General features: G+C 45.9%; 21 protein-coding genes. 6 read left to right on the forward strand and 15 right to left on the reverse strand.

Going from position 1 to position 18,523, the window contains the following annotated elements:
• Nucleotides 1-146: 146 nt before the first annotated feature.
• Entirely contained in the window at nucleotides 147-566 is a 420-nt protein-coding gene (locus tag BM334_RS05110; protein WP_055437964.1) for a DUF4826 family protein, read from the forward strand.
• On the opposite strand, the gene BM334_RS05115 is transcribed toward BM334_RS05110, so the two are convergent.
• From BM334_RS05115 to BM334_RS05135, 5 genes are all read right to left on the reverse strand, one after another.
• A complete protein-coding gene (locus tag BM334_RS05115; protein ID WP_092838747.1) occupies nucleotides 563-1,708 on the reverse strand; it encodes a cupin domain-containing protein in 1,146 nt (381 codons plus the stop codon). The genes BM334_RS05110 and BM334_RS05115 overlap by 4 nt on opposite strands.
• A complete protein-coding gene (gene purB / locus BM334_RS05120; RefSeq protein ID WP_092839322.1) occupies nucleotides 1,705-3,078 on the reverse strand; it encodes an adenylosuccinate lyase in 1,374 nt (457 codons plus the stop codon). Before purB ends, BM334_RS05115 begins: the two co-directional genes overlap by 4 nt.
• The gene (hflD, locus tag BM334_RS05125) at nucleotides 3,078-3,737 is read right to left on the reverse strand and encodes a high frequency lysogenization protein HflD (RefSeq protein ID WP_092838750.1); all 660 of its coding nucleotides are present in this window, start codon (nucleotides 3,735-3,737) and stop codon (nucleotides 3,078-3,080) included. The genes purB and hflD overlap by 1 nt, the downstream gene beginning before the upstream one ends.
• Nucleotides 3,734-4,864, reverse strand: a complete 1,131-nt coding sequence (mnmA, locus tag BM334_RS05130) for a tRNA 2-thiouridine(34) synthase MnmA (protein ID WP_092838753.1) — start codon at nucleotides 4,862-4,864, stop codon at nucleotides 3,734-3,736. The genes hflD and mnmA overlap by 4 nt, the downstream gene beginning before the upstream one ends.
• A gap of 76 nt (nucleotides 4,865-4,940) precedes the next feature.
• Nucleotides 4,941-5,558, reverse strand: a complete 618-nt coding sequence (locus BM334_RS05135) for a pseudouridine synthase (protein WP_241970903.1) — start codon at nucleotides 5,556-5,558, stop codon at nucleotides 4,941-4,943.
• 137 nt (nucleotides 5,559-5,695) lie between these two features.
• Between BM334_RS05135 and BM334_RS05140 the strand changes: the two genes are divergently transcribed.
• Both BM334_RS05140 and BM334_RS05145 read left to right on the forward strand, forming a co-directional pair.
• A complete protein-coding gene (locus BM334_RS05140; protein WP_126801826.1) occupies nucleotides 5,696-6,487 on the forward strand; it encodes a DUF2189 domain-containing protein in 792 nt (263 codons plus the stop codon).
• Between the two features lie 12 nt (nucleotides 6,488-6,499).
• Nucleotides 6,500-7,333 (forward strand): glucosaminidase domain-containing protein, encoded by an 834-nt coding sequence (locus BM334_RS05145; protein ID WP_092838762.1) that lies wholly within the window; start codon nucleotides 6,500-6,502, stop codon nucleotides 7,331-7,333.
• On the opposite strand, the gene ttcA is transcribed toward BM334_RS05145, so the two are convergent.
• The 10 genes from ttcA to ccoN form a co-directional block, all read right to left on the reverse strand.
• Complete coding sequence (gene ttcA / locus BM334_RS05150) at nucleotides 7,308-8,267, reverse strand: tRNA 2-thiocytidine(32) synthetase TtcA (RefSeq protein ID WP_092838764.1); 960 nt, start codon at nucleotides 8,265-8,267, stop codon at nucleotides 7,308-7,310. The genes BM334_RS05145 and ttcA overlap by 26 nt on opposite strands.
• A gap of 45 nt (nucleotides 8,268-8,312) precedes the next feature.
• Complete coding sequence (gene uspE / locus BM334_RS05155; RefSeq protein ID WP_092838767.1) at nucleotides 8,313-9,242, reverse strand: universal stress protein UspE; 930 nt, start codon at nucleotides 9,240-9,242, stop codon at nucleotides 8,313-8,315.
• Between the two features lie 73 nt (nucleotides 9,243-9,315).
• Nucleotides 9,316-9,975, reverse strand: coding sequence for a sulfite exporter TauE/SafE family protein (locus BM334_RS05160; protein ID WP_092838772.1), 660 nt, complete (start codon nucleotides 9,973-9,975; stop codon nucleotides 9,316-9,318).
• Nucleotides 9,965-10,153 carry a cbb3-type cytochrome oxidase assembly protein CcoS gene (gene ccoS, locus BM334_RS05165; protein ID WP_092838775.1) on the reverse strand — a complete coding sequence of 63 codons (189 nt, stop codon included), beginning with the start codon at nucleotides 10,151-10,153 and terminating at the stop codon, nucleotides 9,965-9,967. The genes BM334_RS05160 and ccoS overlap by 11 nt, the downstream gene beginning before the upstream one ends.
• Nucleotides 10,153-12,579: a heavy metal translocating P-type ATPase gene (locus tag BM334_RS05170; RefSeq protein ID WP_092838778.1), complete on the reverse strand. Its 2,427-nt coding sequence runs from the start codon at nucleotides 12,577-12,579 to the stop codon at nucleotides 10,153-10,155. Before BM334_RS05170 ends, ccoS begins: the two co-directional genes overlap by 1 nt.
• Before the next feature lie 3 nt (nucleotides 12,580-12,582).
• The gene (locus BM334_RS05175; protein ID WP_092838781.1) at nucleotides 12,583-13,080 is read right to left on the reverse strand and encodes a FixH family protein; all 498 of its coding nucleotides are present in this window, start codon (nucleotides 13,078-13,080) and stop codon (nucleotides 12,583-12,585) included.
• A gap of 72 nt (nucleotides 13,081-13,152) precedes the next feature.
• A complete protein-coding gene (gene ccoP, locus BM334_RS05180; RefSeq protein ID WP_092838784.1) occupies nucleotides 13,153-14,100 on the reverse strand; it encodes a cytochrome-c oxidase, cbb3-type subunit III in 948 nt (315 codons plus the stop codon).
• Nucleotides 14,093-14,281, reverse strand: a complete 189-nt coding sequence (locus BM334_RS05185; RefSeq protein WP_092838788.1) for a cbb3-type cytochrome oxidase subunit 3 — start codon at nucleotides 14,279-14,281, stop codon at nucleotides 14,093-14,095. The genes ccoP and BM334_RS05185 overlap by 8 nt, the downstream gene beginning before the upstream one ends.
• 1 nt (nucleotide 14,282) lies before the next feature.
• On the reverse strand, nucleotides 14,283-14,903 hold the full coding sequence (gene ccoO, locus BM334_RS05190; RefSeq protein WP_055437949.1) for a cytochrome-c oxidase, cbb3-type subunit II: 621 nt from the start codon (nucleotides 14,901-14,903) through the stop codon (nucleotides 14,283-14,285).
• Between the two features lie 12 nt (nucleotides 14,904-14,915).
• Entirely contained in the window at nucleotides 14,916-16,385 is a 1,470-nt protein-coding gene (ccoN, locus tag BM334_RS05195) for a cytochrome-c oxidase, cbb3-type subunit I (RefSeq protein ID WP_092838791.1), read from the reverse strand.
• 45 nt (nucleotides 16,386-16,430) lie between these two features.
• On the opposite strand from ccoN, the gene BM334_RS05200 reads away from it, so the two are divergent.
• The 3 genes from BM334_RS05200 (at nucleotide 16,431) to BM334_RS05210 (ending at nucleotide 18,499) form a co-directional block, all read left to right on the forward strand.
• Nucleotides 16,431-17,018 (forward strand): hypothetical protein, encoded by a 588-nt coding sequence (locus BM334_RS05200; RefSeq protein ID WP_092838794.1) that lies wholly within the window; start codon nucleotides 16,431-16,433, stop codon nucleotides 17,016-17,018.
• A 74-nt stretch (nucleotides 17,019-17,092) separates the two neighbouring features.
• Nucleotides 17,093-17,551 carry an NfeD family protein gene (locus BM334_RS05205; RefSeq protein ID WP_092838797.1) on the forward strand — a complete coding sequence of 153 codons (459 nt, stop codon included), beginning with the start codon at nucleotides 17,093-17,095 and terminating at the stop codon, nucleotides 17,549-17,551.
• A gap of 18 nt (nucleotides 17,552-17,569) precedes the next feature.
• Entirely contained in the window at nucleotides 17,570-18,499 is a 930-nt protein-coding gene (locus BM334_RS05210; RefSeq protein WP_092838799.1) for an SPFH domain-containing protein, read from the forward strand.
• The last annotated feature ends 24 nt before the right edge of the window (nucleotides 18,500-18,523 follow it).

Below are 18,523 nucleotides of genomic sequence, written 5' to 3' on the forward strand. Positions count from 1 at the left end.
AACGTTTACGTAAACTGTTGCAAGCTTTCTTTACAGTTCCAAAAAGCATTGCGTTTGCAGTAAATAGCGGTAGTATTGACGGGTCATTACACATCTAAGGCATCAATAAGCCTGAGTTAAAATAAAGTAGTAGGAAGAGACATCACATGGCCGACAATCAGCCGAAATACACCGAAGAACAACTTCAAGCTTGGGTTCGCACGAAGTTTCAAGAAGCCAATAAGTTTCTTGCGGAACAAGGCATTATATCTGACCAAATCTTATCAAAAGACAGTCGCTATTTAGCGCCATTGGTTGCCGTTTGGAAATTTTCGACCACCGATAAACACAAAATCTGGGTCATCAATGGCGATGTGCCAACCGATATGGTGACCGAAAAAGTAGCGCAATCGGCGCGTGAGGCGGTTCGCCATTTCGCCTTGAACTGGCAATTGAAAGCGGACGCTATTTTGCACAGCGAACAGCCGTCGCAAGAACAGCGTAATTACGCTAACTACTTGATTAATCGTGCAGAAAATCTATATCAACTCGGTGAACAAGAAGCCCTGTGGGAGCAGCAAGCTTAAGCTTGCTGCACCACAACATCCAGTACACTCGCATTGACTAAATCACAGCACAACAGCATACTTTCTTGGCTCTGTAGCAACGGGGCGAGGGCGGTCAACGGCTGATCCTCCCAAAGCTGCGCGATAGCTTCAGCAAAAGCCTGAGTATTGCTTGTTAATGGCCATGCTTCGCCATTCGCATAAAGCACGTTATTAGGGCCTATTAAAATACGAGCTCCAGGCGTGCGAACTAGTAACATCGTGGGTTCTTCAACAATATACTGAGCTAACTCTTCGGCTTGTAGCAGACCTTCAGCTTGGGGCAGTGGCCGTTTACTTTGTGACATGACCAGCAGCATGGCGTGATTAAGATCGGTTTGCGCTAAGCTACTGAGTAAAAATTCACGCACATGGTCGAGTTGCGCAGCACTTACCGCAAAAGGTTTACCATAGCTTGTTGCTTCTGCATCACGATAACGTTGCAACGGTACTTCTAGTTGACTCAAGGAGTCGGCCACGGCTGCTGCTAACTCGGCAGTGTTTGGGGCTCGAAATCCGACGGAATAATTTAAGCTTGGCTCCAAAGCAACCCCGTTGTGGGGGCAACCAGCCGGAATATAGAGCATATCGCCTGGTTGTAGAACTGCATCAATAATTGGTTCAAAACTATCTTTAAGCTGTTTTAAATCTGGGTGAGGGCAGAATTCTGTCGCATTGTTTATGCGTTCACCAACTTGCCAGTGGCGCGTGCCGCCACCCTGGATGATAAACACATCATATTGATCAAGATGTGGACCAACACCACCGTTTTCGGTAGCAAAACTAATCATCACATCATCAATACGCCAATCAGGCAGAAAGCGAAAAGGTGCAATTAATTGTTGAACCTCAGGAATCCACTCGTTAACCGACTGCACCAGTAAAGTCCAGCCATGCTCACCAAATTCTTCATACGACTCGAATGGCCCATGACTAACATGCCACTTGCCATCGTCGTTCTGAATGACACGTGAGTCAACGCCTTCTTCGAGTGCAAGCCCGGCAAGAATTTCAGGTTCAACTAAGTCTTTGAATTGAGTGAAAGCGCCTCGAATTAGGCGCGGCTGGCGTTGCCAGGCTTCACTCAGAAACTTTTGTATATCTAGGTTTAACTTCAGGCTCATGCGTCAAGCTCATCAACGAAGGTGATAGCACGTCCTATATAAGTTGCTGGAGTGAGTGCTTTAAGCTCGGTTTTGGCAACCTCTGGCATGTCTAAACCATCAATGAAGGTGGCCATCGCAGCTTGGTTGACACGTTTTCCGCGGGTGAGTTCTTTAAGTTTTTCGTAGGGTTTTTCAATACCATAACGACGCATGACTGTTTGAATTGGCTCAGCGAGCAATTCCCAGTTTTGATCAAGTTCACGCAGCAAGTTCTCTGCATTGACTTCTAATTTGCTAATACCCTTTAAGGTAGCTTGGTAGGCAATCAATGCGTACGCGAAACCGACGCCTAAATTGCGTAACACAGTAGAGTCTGTTAAGTCACGTTGCCAGCGACTTACAGGTAGTTTTTGGGCCAGGTGCGCCATAATGGCATTCGCTAACCCCAGATTGCCTTCAGAGTTTTCAAAATCTATTGGATTAACCTTGTGCGGCATGGTTGATGAGCCAACTTCACCGGCTACCGTGCGTTGCTTAAAATGATTAAGCGCAATATAGCCCCAAACATCTCGGTTAAAATCAATAACAATGGTGTTGAAGCGAGCTACCGCGTCAAACAATTCAGCGATATAGTCATGAGGTTCTATCTGCGTTGTGTACGCATTCCATGTAAGCCCTAGCGAGGAAACAAACTGCTGCGAAATGGTATGCCAATCGACATTTGGATAAGCAGCTAAATGCGCATTGTAATTACCAACAGCGCCGTTAATTTTGCCTAGCAAAGGCACGGCTTGTAATTGGTCTAATTGACGCTGTAAACGCATGAACACGTTAGCCATTTCTTTACCCATCGTGCTTGGGGTAGCAGGCTGGCCATGTGTACGTGCCATCATAGGTACAGCTTTGTGCTCAATGGCTAGGCTTTTTATAGCGCCTGTAAGCTCATGCATAGCTGGCAACATGACATCATTTAAGGCCTCGCGCAGCATGAGCGCATGCGACAGGTTGTTAATATCTTCAGAAGTGCAAGCAAAGTGGATAAACTCACTGGCTGCGTTTAGCTCAGCGTGTTCCGCTACGCGCTCTTTTAAGAAATACTCGACCGCTTTAACGTCGTGGTTCGTGGTACGCTCAATATCTTTAACGCGTTGCGCATCGGCTTCGCTAAACTCATTGATAATTGCTTCTAAAAACGCATCTGCGCTGTCAGAAAAGGCTGGAACCTCAGCAATGGCTTCTACTTCGGCAAGCTTTTGTAGCCACCGAATTTCAACAATAACGCGATTACGAATCAGGCCGTATTCGCTAAACATAGGGCGTAATGCCGCAGCTTTGCTGCCGTAGCGACCGTCAACTGGAGATAACGCAGTTAATGCAGAAAGGTTCATCATGATAAAGGCTCCGAGTGTTCTCGTAATTCGCGTAAGATAGATTGAGCAGCGCGTACCATGCGCTGCCGAGAAAAGATAAAGTGCCGACGCTTGCCACCTAGTTGTCGCCACAGAACGGCATTACGCACCGCGGCAAGAAGTAGGGCGCGAATAAGATGTTGATTACTTACTTGCTGTAAATGCTCTTGTTTGCCGTTTATTTTTAAAGGTTGGCCAAGGGGCGAAATCAAGTCACTGTAGGTGCTGCCCATACTTGCAACAACGGTGTCCTCGGCAAACTGAAAGTCATGTTGTTGACGGTGGATTTTCGCCAAACGCTGACCTAATTTATCAAGTGCTTCAGGGTTTCGTGTTAACCGCCGTTCAAGCGCTAACACGCCAACAACATAACGTGTCACTTCAACGTCTTTATCACGCGTAGCGCCAATTTGTTGCAGTAAGCTTTCTAATCCTAAACGCAACTCTGACAGTTTGGGATAGAGCTCCGAAATACTGCCAGGTGATTGGTTCAAAACACTTTCTAAAAGAACTTTTGTGGTTGCGTCATGACGCACACTGCCAAAGCGTGCAACTTGCTTCACCGCTGCTGCAGCTTGCGCTAATGCAGCTAGAGCGATAACCCGCTCAAACCAAATGTCTTGGGTTTGCTTGCTCACAAGAAAACCTCATGGTCGGCAATGCGATGCTCGATAATTCCACCACCTAAACAAACATCGTCTTGGTAGAACACCGCAGATTGACCGGGTGTTACCGCAGCTACCGGGGCATCAAATTCAACCTGAACCCGGCCATCTGCAAGCGGAGTTACCGTGCAAGGAATGTCTTGTTGGCGATATCGCGTTTTAACCTGGCATTCAAAAGCGACCTCAGGGTGTGTACGGTCAACCCAATGTAATTGAGCTGCAACAAGCCCTTTTGAGAACAGTCGTGGATGGTTCTTACCTTGTGCCACAATAAGCACATTGCGGGTCACATCTTTGTCTACCACATACCAAGGCTCATCTCCGGCCTCGGCTAAACCGCCGATATGTAGTCCTTTGCGTTGTCCCAATGTGTGGTACATCAAGCCTTCATGTTGGCCAAGTACAGCGCCATCGACACTTTCAATAGCCCCCGGCTGGGCTGGTAAATACTGTTGTAAGAAGTCTTTGAATTTACGTTCGCCAATAAAACAGATGCCTGTTGAGTCTTTTTTATCAGCAGTCACTAAGCCTTGCTCTTCGGCTATACGACGTACTTCTGGCTTTTCTAGTTCACCAACAGGGAACAAGGTTTGTGCTACATGGGTATGGGCCAACGTATACAAGAAGTAGCTTTGATCTTTGTTGGCGTCAAGCCCGCGTAATAGCTGGTATTTACCATTGTGTTCACGGCGGCGAACGTAGTGCCCCGTCGCTATGTAATCAGCTCCAAGCGCGCCAGCGGCAAATTCAAGAAACGCTTTAAACTTTATTTCTTTGTTGCACATTATGTCAGGGTTGGGTGTACGCCCCGCACGATACTCTTCTAAAAAGTATTCAAAGACGTTGTCCCAGTACTCTGCAGCGAAATTGACCGTGTGCAGTTCAATACCTAATTTCTGGCAAACCGCTTCTGCGTCCGCTAAGTCAGTTGCGGCGGCACAATATTCATCGGTGTCGTCTTCTTCCCAATTCTTCATGAACAGGCCTTCTACTTGATAACCTTGTTGCATGAGAAGATAAGCAGACACAGATGAGTCTACACCGCCAGACATACCGACGATGACTTTTTTAGAGGCATTTTCGCTTTGCTTTACAGACATTTTGCTCTTCAGTTATGGCGCTAAAACCTGCGATCAACACATGGATGTCAATCGCGCTACGTAATGGGCGCGAATTTTACCACACTGGGGGTTCTTCGCGCCACTCACCCGGTTGCAAACTGCGTAATAGCCATGGTCCGATGCCGGCGCGTATTAATCGCAAGGTAGGGTAGCCAATAGCTGCTGTCATGCGGCGCACTTGGCGATTTCGGCCTTCCGATATTTTGATGCAAACCCAACAATCGGGTACGGATTTACGCTCTCGTACAGGGGGCGTGCGTGGCCACAAGTTGATTGGCTCTTCCATTAAAAAAGCTTCAGCAGGCAACGTTATTCCGTCATTTAATTCGACCCCGTCACGCAGTTGCTGTAATTCGCTCTCAGTCGGAACGCCCTCAACTTGCACCCAATAGGTTTTCGGCATTTTGTGTTTAGGATGACTAATTTTATGCTGTAGATTGCCATCATTGGTTAACAATAATAAGCCTTCAGAGTCTTTATCTAAACGCCCTGCAGGGTAGACGTCATTATGCGGAATTAAACCTTTTAAGGTTTGCTCGCCGTCACTACCAGAAAATTGACTGAGAACACCAAAAGGCTTGTTCAAAAGAATGAGCTTAGGGTTTGCTGGGCGTGGTCGAGATGTGTTGGCACGGCGTTTCGAAAAGCGGCGCTTGGGTGCTTGAGCTTTCACCTTAAACTCCTTGTTAAATGACGATATTGCCATGGTTTCAAGGCGCTATTATCCCACAAATCAGGCGGATTGGCATTGGTATCGCGACATTCTATGACGTATAATCCGCGGAACTAAACAACATGGAGAAACCTCGCGTGTCTGATAATTCAAATAATACGACACCCGTCATTGCTCGTGGCGACTTTGCTCAAGCGTTACGTGGCGAGATTAAACTTAGCGTCGGCCCAATGTTGCAGCGTGCTTGGGAAATTACATTACGTTCATTACCATGGATGCTTGGTATTTTTCTCGTATTGCTGCTGATTAATTTATTAGTGTCTAACGTACTTGGCATGTTCTTTCCATTTGACGAAGAGGCATTAGCAACGCAAGCAACGATAGATCTGGAGCAGTTACCAGTTGGCAATATTATAGCCAGCAGCCTGCTGCAAGAAATTCTCATGGCGCCATTTTCGGCGTTGTTAATTTACGTGGGCTTGGTTAATGCTGCCGAACGTAAGCCTAGCTTCGAGGGATTGCGCGGCACACTGCAACATGCTCCGCAGATTATGCTTGTGGCGTTGTTCAAAATTATACTTACTGCAATTTTGGCAGCCGTACTGATAGGGCTTGGTAGTCTAATTAGTGGTGGCTTTGCGCTGATATTGACTGTTTTAGTGGTTATTTACCTTCAATTAAGTCTAATGCTTGCGGTACCTTTTGTTATTGACCGCGAGCTTAATGCTTTCCGAGCGCTTATCGCTTCATTTTTGGTGATCAATAAGACGATGTTTCCCGTACTAGGACTGATGGCATTAATGGGGATTATTTTATTGATCAGTGCAATTCCATTATTGCTCGGTTTAATTTTCACCTTACCAATGGCGTTTAACGCCGTGGGTGTGGTTTATCACAGCCTTATTGGGGTTGATGAAGAAACGGTTTAAAACGGAGATTTTATGCGTATTTTAGGCTGGTTACTTGCGGTTGTTTTAGTGGCCATTGCAGTTTGGTTACCTACGCAGCTACACCTTCAATCTGAAGCAGAAATGAGCGCCGACAAAAGTGCACCTCACATTGTTGCCGTTGGGCGCATTACTGAGGTGCCGGATTTTACAGTTTATAGCGATGTTCGTGACAAAAAACAGGCGTTTTTTAGCTTTTTAGCACCCATAGTACAAGCAGAAAACGCTGTTATTGAACGCGCACGCGAACAATTGTTGGCGTTAGCTCAAACACACAAGCGCCAAGGCAGCTTAAATAAAAAGCAGCTCAAGCAGCTGGAGCAAATTGCCAGCGATTACAATGTGACCATTGAAAGTGAAAACCTTGCTGCTACGTTTGGCGTGTTACTGCGTCGTGTGGATGTAGTGCCTGAAGCGTTGGCGCTAGTGCAAGCTGCAAATGAGTCTGCATGGGGAACCTCTCGCTTCGCGCTTGATGGCTTAAATTTCTTTGGTCAGTGGTGTTTTCGTAAAGGCTGCGGATTAGTCCCAGATGCCCGTAGTGAAAATATGACCCATGAAGTGCGCAAGTTTGCTTCAGTCAATGCTTCTGTGCGAAGTTACCTGCGTAACATTAACACGCATCCCGCGTACTTTGAGTTACGCCGCCTGCGGGCTGAAAAGCGTCAATCAGGCGCTGATATTCGCGCGCTAGACTTAACGGAAGGGTTAATGAGCTACTCTGAAAGGGGCGAAGATTACATACATGAGTTAAACTCTATGATTCGTGTTAATCGCCCCATTATTATTGACGTTCTTGAGCCTAGTTCAGATTCAGCACCCGAATAACACCGCTGCTGTCGGCTTGTTCTGAGCCGGCAGCATCATCATCATCTTCTTCATCGCGATAATTCAGAAAGTCAGTTGGTGTCGAATGATCAAAGGCCGTATCGCCATTGGCATTTTCCATGCCGTCAGCCGCAATTGATTTGAAATCAAATAAACTGGCGTCTGCTAAATGCGAAGGTACGATGTTTTGTAGGGCAGAAAACATGCTTTCAATACGCCCTGGAAATTGGCGGTCCCATTGTTTTAGCATGTCTTTGATGACTTTCCGTTGTAAATTCTCTTGTGAGCCACACAAATTACAAGGAATAATCGGAAAATCCATGTGATCAGAATATTTCACGATATCTTTTTCGCGCGTATAAGCAAGCGGGCGAATAATCACATGTTTGCCATTGTCGCTAACTAATTTAGGCGGCATGGATTTCATTTTTCCGCCATAAAACATGTTAAGCATAAGGGTTTCAACCATATCATCGCGGTGATGTCCCAAGGCAATTTTGGTTGCCCCTAGTTCACTCGCCACGCGATATAAAATACCGCGGCGCAAGCGTGAGCATAACGAGCAGGTTGTTTTACCCGCAGGAATTTTTTCGCGCACAATGCTGTAGGTATCTTCTTCGATGATACGGAAGTCAACGCCTTCACGGGTTAAATATTCAGGTAAGATATGCTCCGGAAACCCTGGCTGTTTTTGATCAAGGTTTACCGCAATGATGTCAAATTTTACCGGTGCAATGCGCTGCAAAAAGCGCAGTACATCGAGTAGGGTGTAGCTGTCTTTACCGCCGGATAGACAGACCATAATACGGTCGCCGTCTTCAATCATATTGAAGTCTTGTATGGCTTGGCCGACCGTGCGTCGAATACGCTTTTGTAACTTGTTAAAGCTATACTGCTGCTTTTTGGCTTCAGCTGTCTTAGTTGCTGCGCTCATAACCACCCTAAACCGATTTTAGTACCAATGAAAAATTGGCGCGGATTATAACTTAATTGGCGACACAAATCCTTCAGGTTTTAATGCTAATAAATCACAATTTATATTGCTAATAACATGTTCAGCTGTATTACCTAACAGTGCAGCGCTGAAGCCGGTACGGCCAATGGTACCAAGCACCACAAGTTCGGCATCAAGCTCTTCTGCTAATGCAGGGATAACTTGTTCTGGAAGACCTTCGCGCACGTGCTGGTGCTCTGCAGGTATATGGAACGGCATCGCATGCTCAGCTAAAGCAATTTTATGATTGTCGGCAATGGTTTCTGCATAACTACTGGTGTCAAATTCGGGAATTTCAGCGGCAATTGTAATTGGCGCGCCAGGATAGGCATTCACCAAGTGAACTTCACTGTGTAAACAATTGGCGAACTTCAATGCCGCTTCCGTGATGCAAGTGTTTAACGAACGATGATGTTGATGTTCTCCAGTGGTATGAATGCCAGCTAGAATTTTTCCATGTTCGGGCCATTCGTGCTCTTTTACTAGCAATACTTGGCAGGGAGCTTTTCGCAGTAGATGCCAGTCTGTGGGCGTAAATAATAAAGCAGCGAGCCCATCTTGTTGGTGGGTTGCCTTGACGATAATGTCGTAATTACCTTCTATGGCGGTTTCAATAATGGCTTCGAAAGGGCGGTTGTGCCAAAGCACCTGCACATCATAGTTGATGTCGCGGGTGTTGTAATCCTCGAGTAAATCTTTTATCCAAGCTTGGCGATCACTGATTAAACTGTCGCGCATTACATTGCGCTCATCGGCAGCAAGCATTGTTGTCATTTCATATGAAAAGTCATAAATAGACAGCATGAAGGTTAGTTGCGCACCACTTATACGTGCTAAATGTAGCGCGCGATTCATCGCTTTTTGTTGCTGTTTGTCGGCATCAAGTACAGCAAGAATTTTGGTTACACAGCTCATGGAACACCTCAAAATTATTAACCACAACTTTGAGTTTAGCCAACAAAGACAACATCAGCCACTATCCGTTAACCTATTGAAGCACTTGCAATTGACGCAACGCAATAATCAGTGTCCATAAACCGTAAATAATCATTGCAGCCCCCATAAGTTGTCGAAAACCGAGCGACTGCAGTAGCTGCTGTAATTGCCGACTTAACCAGCCGAAAGCAAACATGCTCGGTAATGTGCCGAGGCCAAAGCCAAACATGAGTAAGGCGCCTTGCTGCGCAGAACCGCTTACTGCTGACCAGCTTAGCGCGCTGTACACTAAACCACAGGGTAACCACCCCCAAAGCATACCGGCCGCAAAGAGGGCGGAATAACTTCGTTGTCGGCGAAATTTTGCGGCAAGCGGCTGTAGACGCCGCCATAAAGGTTGACCAATTCGTTCGATGTAACGCAGGCCGTACCACCACTGACCCAAATACAAACCAAAACTAACCATGATCAAAGCAGCTATAATGCGGAGGCTTATGAGGCCTTGGTCGGTTAAACTCGCGACACCAGCAAAAGTACCTCCAACAATAGCCCCAGCAACAACATAAGAACTGATGCGACCAAGGTTATAGGTTAGCAATTGCCGTTTATTCACTCGTCCAGCAAAAGCGCCGGCTATACCGCCACACATCATCATGCAATGGCCGCTGCCGGCTAGAGCCATTAAAAGCGCTGCGAAAATATCAATCGTCATTAGAAGTCGGGGGCTTTGCGTTGGTTTTATGCTCGGTGGGTTTATCGTCAAGCAGAACATTCATGCCTTGGCGCTCTAAATCTTCAAATTGATCACTACGCACGGCCCAAAGAAAAACGCCTACAGCGATAATGACAAATAAAATTGCAATCGGGATCAAAACGTAAAGACTGTCCATTATCGGTATAACCTTAGTGAGTTAAGTAGCACAATGAGTGAGCTAGCAGACATACCAATTGCGGCAATATAAGGTGTTACAAACCCAGCCATTGCTACTGGGAGAATGCCAATATTGTATACTAATGCCCAGGTAATATTCTGTCGCAATATTCGCCGAGCCAGTTGCGTGATGGCGCGAAATTGAGTGATGGCACTGAATTGATTACGCAGCAAAATAACGTCTGCAGCGGTTCGTGCCAAGTCTGCCGCATGACCAAATGTAATTGAAACATCGGCTTGCGCTAATACAGGGCCGTCATTCAACCCATCACCAATCATTGCCACAGGGGCTTTTTCCTGCGCTGCCTGCAGTATAGCGAGCTTATCGGCAGGCAAGCAATTGGCGTGAACTTCACGGATACCTAATTGCGCTGCAACGCGTTGCGCAAATTCAAGGTTATCGCCGGTTAACATAACAATGTTTAAGCCAGCTTGTTGCAGCGTGGCAATGGTTTCTTGGGTGTCCGATCGCAGTGCATCGCCAACTGCATACTCGGCCAATACGACTTGTTCAGAAGCGAGAAACACTTGGGCTTCAGCTAGCACTGGCTGATAATTTGGATGCCATTGTTGTATGTAACGCAGGCTACCTAATCTAACTTCGGCTGTGTGTTCGTCGGTTGCTTGCCAACACCCAGACAACCCCATGCCTGCTTCAGAGCGTATGTGTGTAATATCTTCTACGTGTTTGGTTAACTGCTGCAGTGGTAGCGCAAGTGGGTGATTAGAGCTGCGCTCTAGTGCTTGCGTTACAGCATCAATACGTGGCTGCAGTTCCGGCTGGGCGTAATGCGCTTGCTGCAGAACAAATTCGCCGGTGGTAAGGGTACCGGTTTTATCTACAAAAATAGTTTTAACTTCGGGCAGTATTTGCAATACATCAGCATTACGCAGTAACACGCCTGTTTTATTTAGTTTGTGAATAGCACCAGTGACTGCGGTTGGGGCCGCTAAGGCCAACGCACAAGGGCAGGTGGCTACTAACACCGACAATGTGACCCAGAAAGCTTCAGCGGGGTCAATAACTGTCCAAATAAGAAATGTCGCTGCCGCGAGCATTAAAATACGTACGACAAATTTGCTTGCCATACGCTCTGCTACGCGCGCTAACTTAGGCTTGCGCGATAGCGCGAGGTCTTGCAGTTCAATAATACTAGCCAATACGGTTTGCTGTGCTGTGGCCGTAACGCGAATACGAATAGGCTGGGTTTTGTTGAGACTGCCGGCAAGAACCAATTCGTTTTGGTGTTTGGCAACCAAACGACTTTCACCGGTTAAAATACTCTCATTAACAGCGGTTGCTTCACTAAGTAATTCACCATCTACAGGAATTGTCGCACCAGGTAGTACCTGTACAATATCGCCTGGTTTCAGTTGGCTGACAGCCACAGACTGCAGGTGGCCAGTGCTTGTTTCTTGGTGCGCTACAGCTGGAATTAATTTGACCAAGTTGGCTGCAGCACTAACGGCTTTTTGCCTGGCTAATAGCTCGAAATAGCGGCCCACCAACAAAAAGAAAGTGAACATGGCGACCGACTCAAAGTAAACCTCACCTTCATTGATTATGGTGGCGTAGGCGCTCGCGCCATAAGCACTTAATAAAGCCACAGTAACAGGGACGTCCATATTCGGTCGACCGGCTTGAATACTCCGAATGGCACTGACGTAAAATGGTTGTGCACTGTAAAGCAGCACTGGCGTTGCCATAAACAAGCTAATCCACCACATGAATTGTCGTAGCTGTGGGTCAAGATCGCTGACCACGCCAAAATAGAGTCCAATAGCAAGCATCATCACCTGCATAGTCGCCAAACCGGCTATACCGAGCCGGGTGACAAAATAACGGCGGCGTTTTTTAAATTCTTGTTCTTGAGTTACCGATTGAAAAGGCAAGGCACGGTAACCTAACTCAGCAATGGCTTTTAATATGTCGCTAAGTTGTAATAATTGCGGGTTCCATTCCACTTGCACGCGTTCAGTCGTTGCATTTACTTGCACTTGGGTTAGACCAGGTAAACGCTTTGTATGCTGTTCAATTAACCAAGCGCAGGCGGAGCAGGTCATACCTTCTATGGAAAGCGAAATACTGCGCAAGCCGTCATTTTGGCGCGTGAACTGTTGCTGAAGGTTTTCGTCGTCATACGCTTCTAATTGCTGCAACTCTTCAGGCACTAGAGGCACTTGTAAAGGATTGCTGGTGTCACGGTATTGATAAAAATGCAGTAGGTTTTGCTGATTGATGGTTTCGGCTACGGCTTGGCAGCCGAAGCAGCACACTGAATAGTCTGCACCAGCAAGATTTACCGTATAACCGCCGTCACTAGGTAATGGTTGCAAGCAATGAAAACATAGACCATGCGGCGGCTGCGGAAGGCTTTGACTCATGCTCTAAACGCCATAAGTTAACGGCTTTATGGCCAATTTTCGATACGCAGGTAATTGAATTTGTTGTGTAACACGCCAACGGTTGTCAAATGGCGTAATCGTGATGGTCCATTTGCCTTTTTCACCATATTTAAGCGTACCACGATAGACCCCTTGCGCGTCCGCGGTGAGGGTTTCACTAAAATCTTTTTCGGCTTGAGTGCTGTGATAAAAGTTTACCTTTAAAGCACTTAACTGCTCAGGAGCGCCACTGGCATAGCTTAACGTGAAAGTTTGCTCGTTTTGCTCAAATGAAAATTCAATATTTAGCTCTTGCGCGGCTTTCACTTTTTCAACTTGTGCGTTAATACCGCGGCCTTTTTTGTAATAGTCATCAACAACCATCGGATTGTCACCCTGCTGGCTGGCGATTGTGAGGGTGATGATCATGGCGATGATCACCGAAAAAGGCAGGAGCATGAGGAACCACGGCCAAAACTGCTTATACCAAGGTTTTTCCATTCGAAGCACACCTTACATTCTTATAAATTTAATAACCTAAAGAAAAAACCCCGCAGCAGCGGGGTTTCTCGTTTATTCCTGCGATAGCCCGTAGACGTATGAGCTGATGACATGAATTTTATCCTCACCGAGGATATCTTTCCATGCCGGCATCACACCATTACGACCGTTACGGAGGGTTTCTTCGATGGCCTCTTGCGAACTACCATAAAGCCAGATGTTATCGGTAAGGTTAGGCGCACCTAACGCTTGGTTACCTTTGGCATCTTGACCATGGCAAGCAGTACACACCATGAAGTTTGCCTTACCTGCTTTCGCAAGTTCAGGGTCGACTTTGCGGCCACTTAAACTCATCACATAGGTTGCAAGTTCAGTAATTTGCTGGTCGTTAAACTGCGACTGTGCTGGCATGACACCATTGCGACCTTCCATTAATGAGTGTTTAATTGCGGCAGGGCTGCCGCCATACAACCAATCGTTATCGGTTAGGTTAGGGAAGCCTTTACCACCCATAGCGTTTGAGCCATGGCATTGAGCACAGTTTTGCAAGAACAAGCGCTGACCAATTTTTACAGCTTCTTCGTCTTGTGCCAACTCTTCAATTGGACGTTCAGAAAGCGCTGCAAACACAGGGCCAAATTTTTCTTCAGCTTGGTCGACTTGACGATCGTACTCAACAATCAAACCAGCTTCACGAGCTGCTGCAGTTGCTTGTTGCGACTCTTCAAGTGAGCGTACGTCTTGATTTGAACTGCTCCAACCTAGCAAGCCGGCAAAGTTACCTAAACCTGGATACAGGGCCAGATACACGAAGCCCCACACAATAGTTATCCAGAACAAAATCATCCACCAACGCGGCAACGGGTTATTAATTTCCACGATTCCATCGAATTCGTGGTCCATTAATTCACCTTCTTTGATGCCGGTGTAGTTACTCATGTTCCAGCGTAATAGCCAGATAATACCGACCAAAAAGGCCAACGTTAGCACGATTATCCATGCACTCCAGAAGCTACTCATTATTCTTCGACTCCTGTTTGGTACTGTCGTTTACGTTTGATTTTTTGTCTTCATCAAAAATGGAATTGGCGGCTTCATCGAAACGCTTCTTCGAGCCCTTGCTAAAAGCCCACCAAACCACACCGATAAACAGTACGAAAACTAAAACGGTGTAAAAACTACGCCAAGTGATGTAATCCATCTTACTCAGCCTGTGTTAAGCCAGTTCCCAGCACTTGCAAGTATGCAATTAAGGCTTCCATTTCGGTTTTACCTTTAACTGCAGCTTGCGCGCCGGCAATGTCTTCATCGGTATATGGCACGCCAAACGAGCGGAATACCTCAAGCTTCTTCGCAGTCAACTCACCATCAAGTTTGTTTTCTGCAAGCCATGGGAATGCCGGCATGTTGGAGTCTTCCACCACATCACGAGGATTCATTAAGTGCACGTAGTGCCATTCATCACTGTAACGACCGCCAACGCGAGCTAAGTCTGGACCGGTACGTTTAGAACCCCATAAGAATGGCCGCTCCCAAACGTGTTCACCAGCTAACGAGTAATGACCGTAGCGCTCAGTTTCTGCACGAAATGGACGAATCATTTGGCTGTGACAGTTACTACAACCTTCGCGAATATAAATATCACGACCTTCCATTTCTAACGCTGTGTAAGGCTTAAGGCCAACTACAGGCTCGTTGGTTTGCTTTTGGAATAACAATGGGGTTATTTCAACCAAACCACCAATTGAAATAGCAATCGTCATTAATACCGCTAACCAACCAACGCGCTTTTCAACGAAATCGTGTTTTACGTTTTTGCTCATCGAATCGACTCCTTACGCTGACTGAGTAGCTGTTGGTGCAGGGCTGCTGTGCTCAACTGCGTCTTCAACGTATTCAACAGTTGGCTTGCCTGCACGAATAGTACGGTAAACGTTTACCGCCATAAGAATCATACCTGCGACGATAAACAAACCGCCGACAAAACGGATGAACCAGAACGGATAAGACGCCACCACACTTTCTACAAAGCTGTAGGTGAGGGTACCGTCAGTTGCGTTAACTGCGCGCCACATAAGCCCCTGCATAACACCTGAAATCCACAGCGCAACAATGTATAAAACCACGCCAATGGTGTGCAACCAGAAGTGGGTGTTTATCCATTTAATGCTGTGCATTTGGGTTTGGCTCCACAAGCGTGGAATTAAGTAGTACAGCGAGCCAATTGTTATCATTGCAACCCAACCCAAAGCACCTGAGTGAACGTGACCTACGGTCCAGTCAGTGTAGTGGGATAGTGCGTTAACCGACTTGATAGCCATCATTGGGCCTTCGAAAGTTGACATACCATAGAATGACAACGAAACGATCAAGAAACGCAGAATAGGGTCGGTTTTTAGTTTATGCCATGCACCTGAAAGGGTCATGATACCGTTGATCATGCCGCCCCATGAAGGTACGAATAAAATCACTGACATAACCATACCTAGTGACTGTGCCCAGTCTGGCAAAGCGGTGTAGTGTAGGTGGTGAGGGCCGGCCCAAATATACAACGAGATGAGAGCCCAAAAGTGAACAACCGACAAACGATATGAGTAAACAGGGCGTTCCGCTTGTTTGGGTACGAAGTAGTACATCATACCTAAGAAGCCAGCCGTGAGTAGGAAGCCTACCGCATTATGCCCATACCACCACTGCACCATGGCGTCGACAGCACCAGCGTACAAGCTGTACGACTTGGTAAATGACACTGGAATAGCCATGCTATTAACAATATGCAGCACTGCGATCGTGACAATAAAGCCACCGTAGAACCAGTTTGCTACATAAATGTGAGAGGTGTTTCGTTTTACCAAAGTACCAAAGAAAACAATGATATATGCTACCCAAGATAGCGTAATCAAAATATCAATTGGCCACTCAAGTTCAGCATATTCTTTGGTTGAACTTAAGCCCATTGGTAACGTAATAACCGCTAACACAATAACGGTTTGCCATGACCAAAACACAAAACTGGCAAGCTTGTCGGAGAACAAAGCTGTTTTACAGGTTTTTTGAACAATGTAAAACGACGTACCAATTAGTGCTGAAGTACCGAACGCAAAAATAACCGCGTTGGTGTGCAGAGGGCGTAACCGAGAATAGGTTAGCCACGGGGTATCAAAATTCAATTCTGGCCAAATCAACTGCGCAGCAATAAACACGCCCAGTGACATGCCAATAATCCCCCAAATAACGGTTACTACGGCAAACTGCCGAACAACCTTTAGGTTATACTCAATTTGTTGTGGATTTGTTTGGCTCATTTTTGGTTTCCGCGTTGATGCTCTGAAAAATCGAGACAGAGTAACGTGACAAATGTAATAAAGTTGCCTGTCGGTAACCTTATCGGTAGTTTGACAAACAGCCGTATTTTACGGTTTATAACGCCAAATGAACAGGCAAAAAAACAGGAAAAATCGATACCTGATAGACGCTTGGCTGATTTTTGCACACAATTAGTAATTCCCTATAAAATGGTGAAATATACCCACATGAAACTTAAGGTCTTTATCTGTGCCGCATTGAGCGTGATCGTGTTAATAGGATGTAACCCAAACAGCCCTTCGACAACGCTTGTGACAAAGCATAGTTCAAATGAAAAAATCTTCCATAAAATTGATCCTGATCAACCTCAGGTTGAGCAGCAGATATCTGTTTTAATTCAAGCTCCTGACGACATTCAATTTACTCTAGGTAAAGTTGAGGGGATAAACATGAATATGGGGTATATGCCAGTCAATTTAGTGCGCGAAAGCGCTAATGAATGGCGTGCTAATTTATATCTCGGGGCCTGTACTGAACCAAGAATGCAGTGGCGAGTAAGTCTACCTTGGTTTTCGTCAACGGCTGAGCAAAATGGGGTATATCAATTTGATTTTTATACCGAAACTAATTGAAACAATTATGCGAAGTGTTAAAGCTTTTATGGTGTTATAGTTAAATTCTCAACATAAATAACAAAGGGCGCAACATGTCTATTGCATTAATATGGATTGTTATTGGCGTATTACTCATTGTTTCTGAACTGCTGTTAACCAGCGTCGTTGCTGTGTTTTTGGGTATTGGTGCCATTGTAACAGGGCTGTTACTACATTGGGGTTTAATTGACGATATTGCAATTCAGTTTGCGGTATTCGGAACCGTAAGCTTGGTGTCTTTGCTGCTAGCACGCGGTCGTATCAAGCAATGGTTCACCGGTTACACCGCAGATAATGACGAAACCAAACCTAATTTCCAACGCGACATAGGTGCGCGAGTTACCGTTGTGAAAACCTTCAAACACGGCGCTGGCCGCGTATTATTAAATGGTGTGCAATGGGATGCGTTTTCAGAAGATGAGCTGCATCAAGGTGATACCGCATGGGTGGTTGCCAATGAAGGTATTCAATTAACGGTACAAAAACAACGTGTTTCGCGTGAGCAGAAATAAAACAAGGACAATCACATTATGAATTTCTCGTTAACCCCTGAAAGCGTCTTAGCTATTGGTTTTGCTGTTGCCGTCGTTATTGTTGTGCTTAAGTCGGCACGAATCGTACCTCAGCGTTCAAACTATGTCATTGAGCGTTTAGGTAAATATAATCGTACGCTTGATTCAGGCTTTCATTTTTTAATTCCTTTTATTGATAAGGTTGCCTATCAGCACACGTTAAAAGAAGAAGTGATAGATGTTGAACGCCAAGCCTGTGTCACCCGTGACAATATTCAAGTAGGCATCAACGGTGTGCTTTACATTCAAGTGGTTGATGCGCATAAAGCGAGCTATGGCATTAATGATTATCGCTATGCCGCGTCGCAATTAGCACAAACGACAATGCGCTCGGTTATTGGCCAGACGGATTTGGATAAAACCTTTGAAGAACGCGCGCAAATTAATGAAGTTGTTGTACAGGCACTAGACGAAGCGGCGGCGCCGTGGGGCATTAAAGTGTTGCGCTATGAGATATCTGACATTGAATTACCAATGAGTATTAAAGACGCACTAGAGCAACAAATGCGAGCGGAACGCGAACGCCGCGCAGCAATTGCTAAATCTGAAGGTGAACGGCAGGCCATGATCAATGTTTCGGAAGGCCACAAACAAGAAGTGATAAACCTTTCAGAAGCGGAAAAACAAAAGCAAATTAACGAAGCCGAAGGGCGCGCCCGCGAAATTGAACTGATTGCTGAAGCGACAGCCGAAGGTTTAGGTAAGATCGCTCAGGTTATTCAACAACCGGGTGGTCAAGACGCAGTGAGCTTGCGCGTTGCTGAACAGTACGTGAAAGAATTTGGAAACTTAGCTAAAGAAACGAACACTCTCATTTTACCAGCACAATTGGCCGATATTGGAAGCGCTGTTGCTGGCTTGACTGAAATCATTAAGAAGAAAAGTTAACTCGCTATAATCTAATTAGCTTAA

The sequence above is a fragment of the Pseudidiomarina donghaiensis genome (assembly GCF_900116895.1).
In the GTDB taxonomy this organism is placed as follows: Bacteria; Pseudomonadota; Gammaproteobacteria; order Enterobacterales; family Alteromonadaceae; genus Pseudidiomarina; species Pseudidiomarina donghaiensis.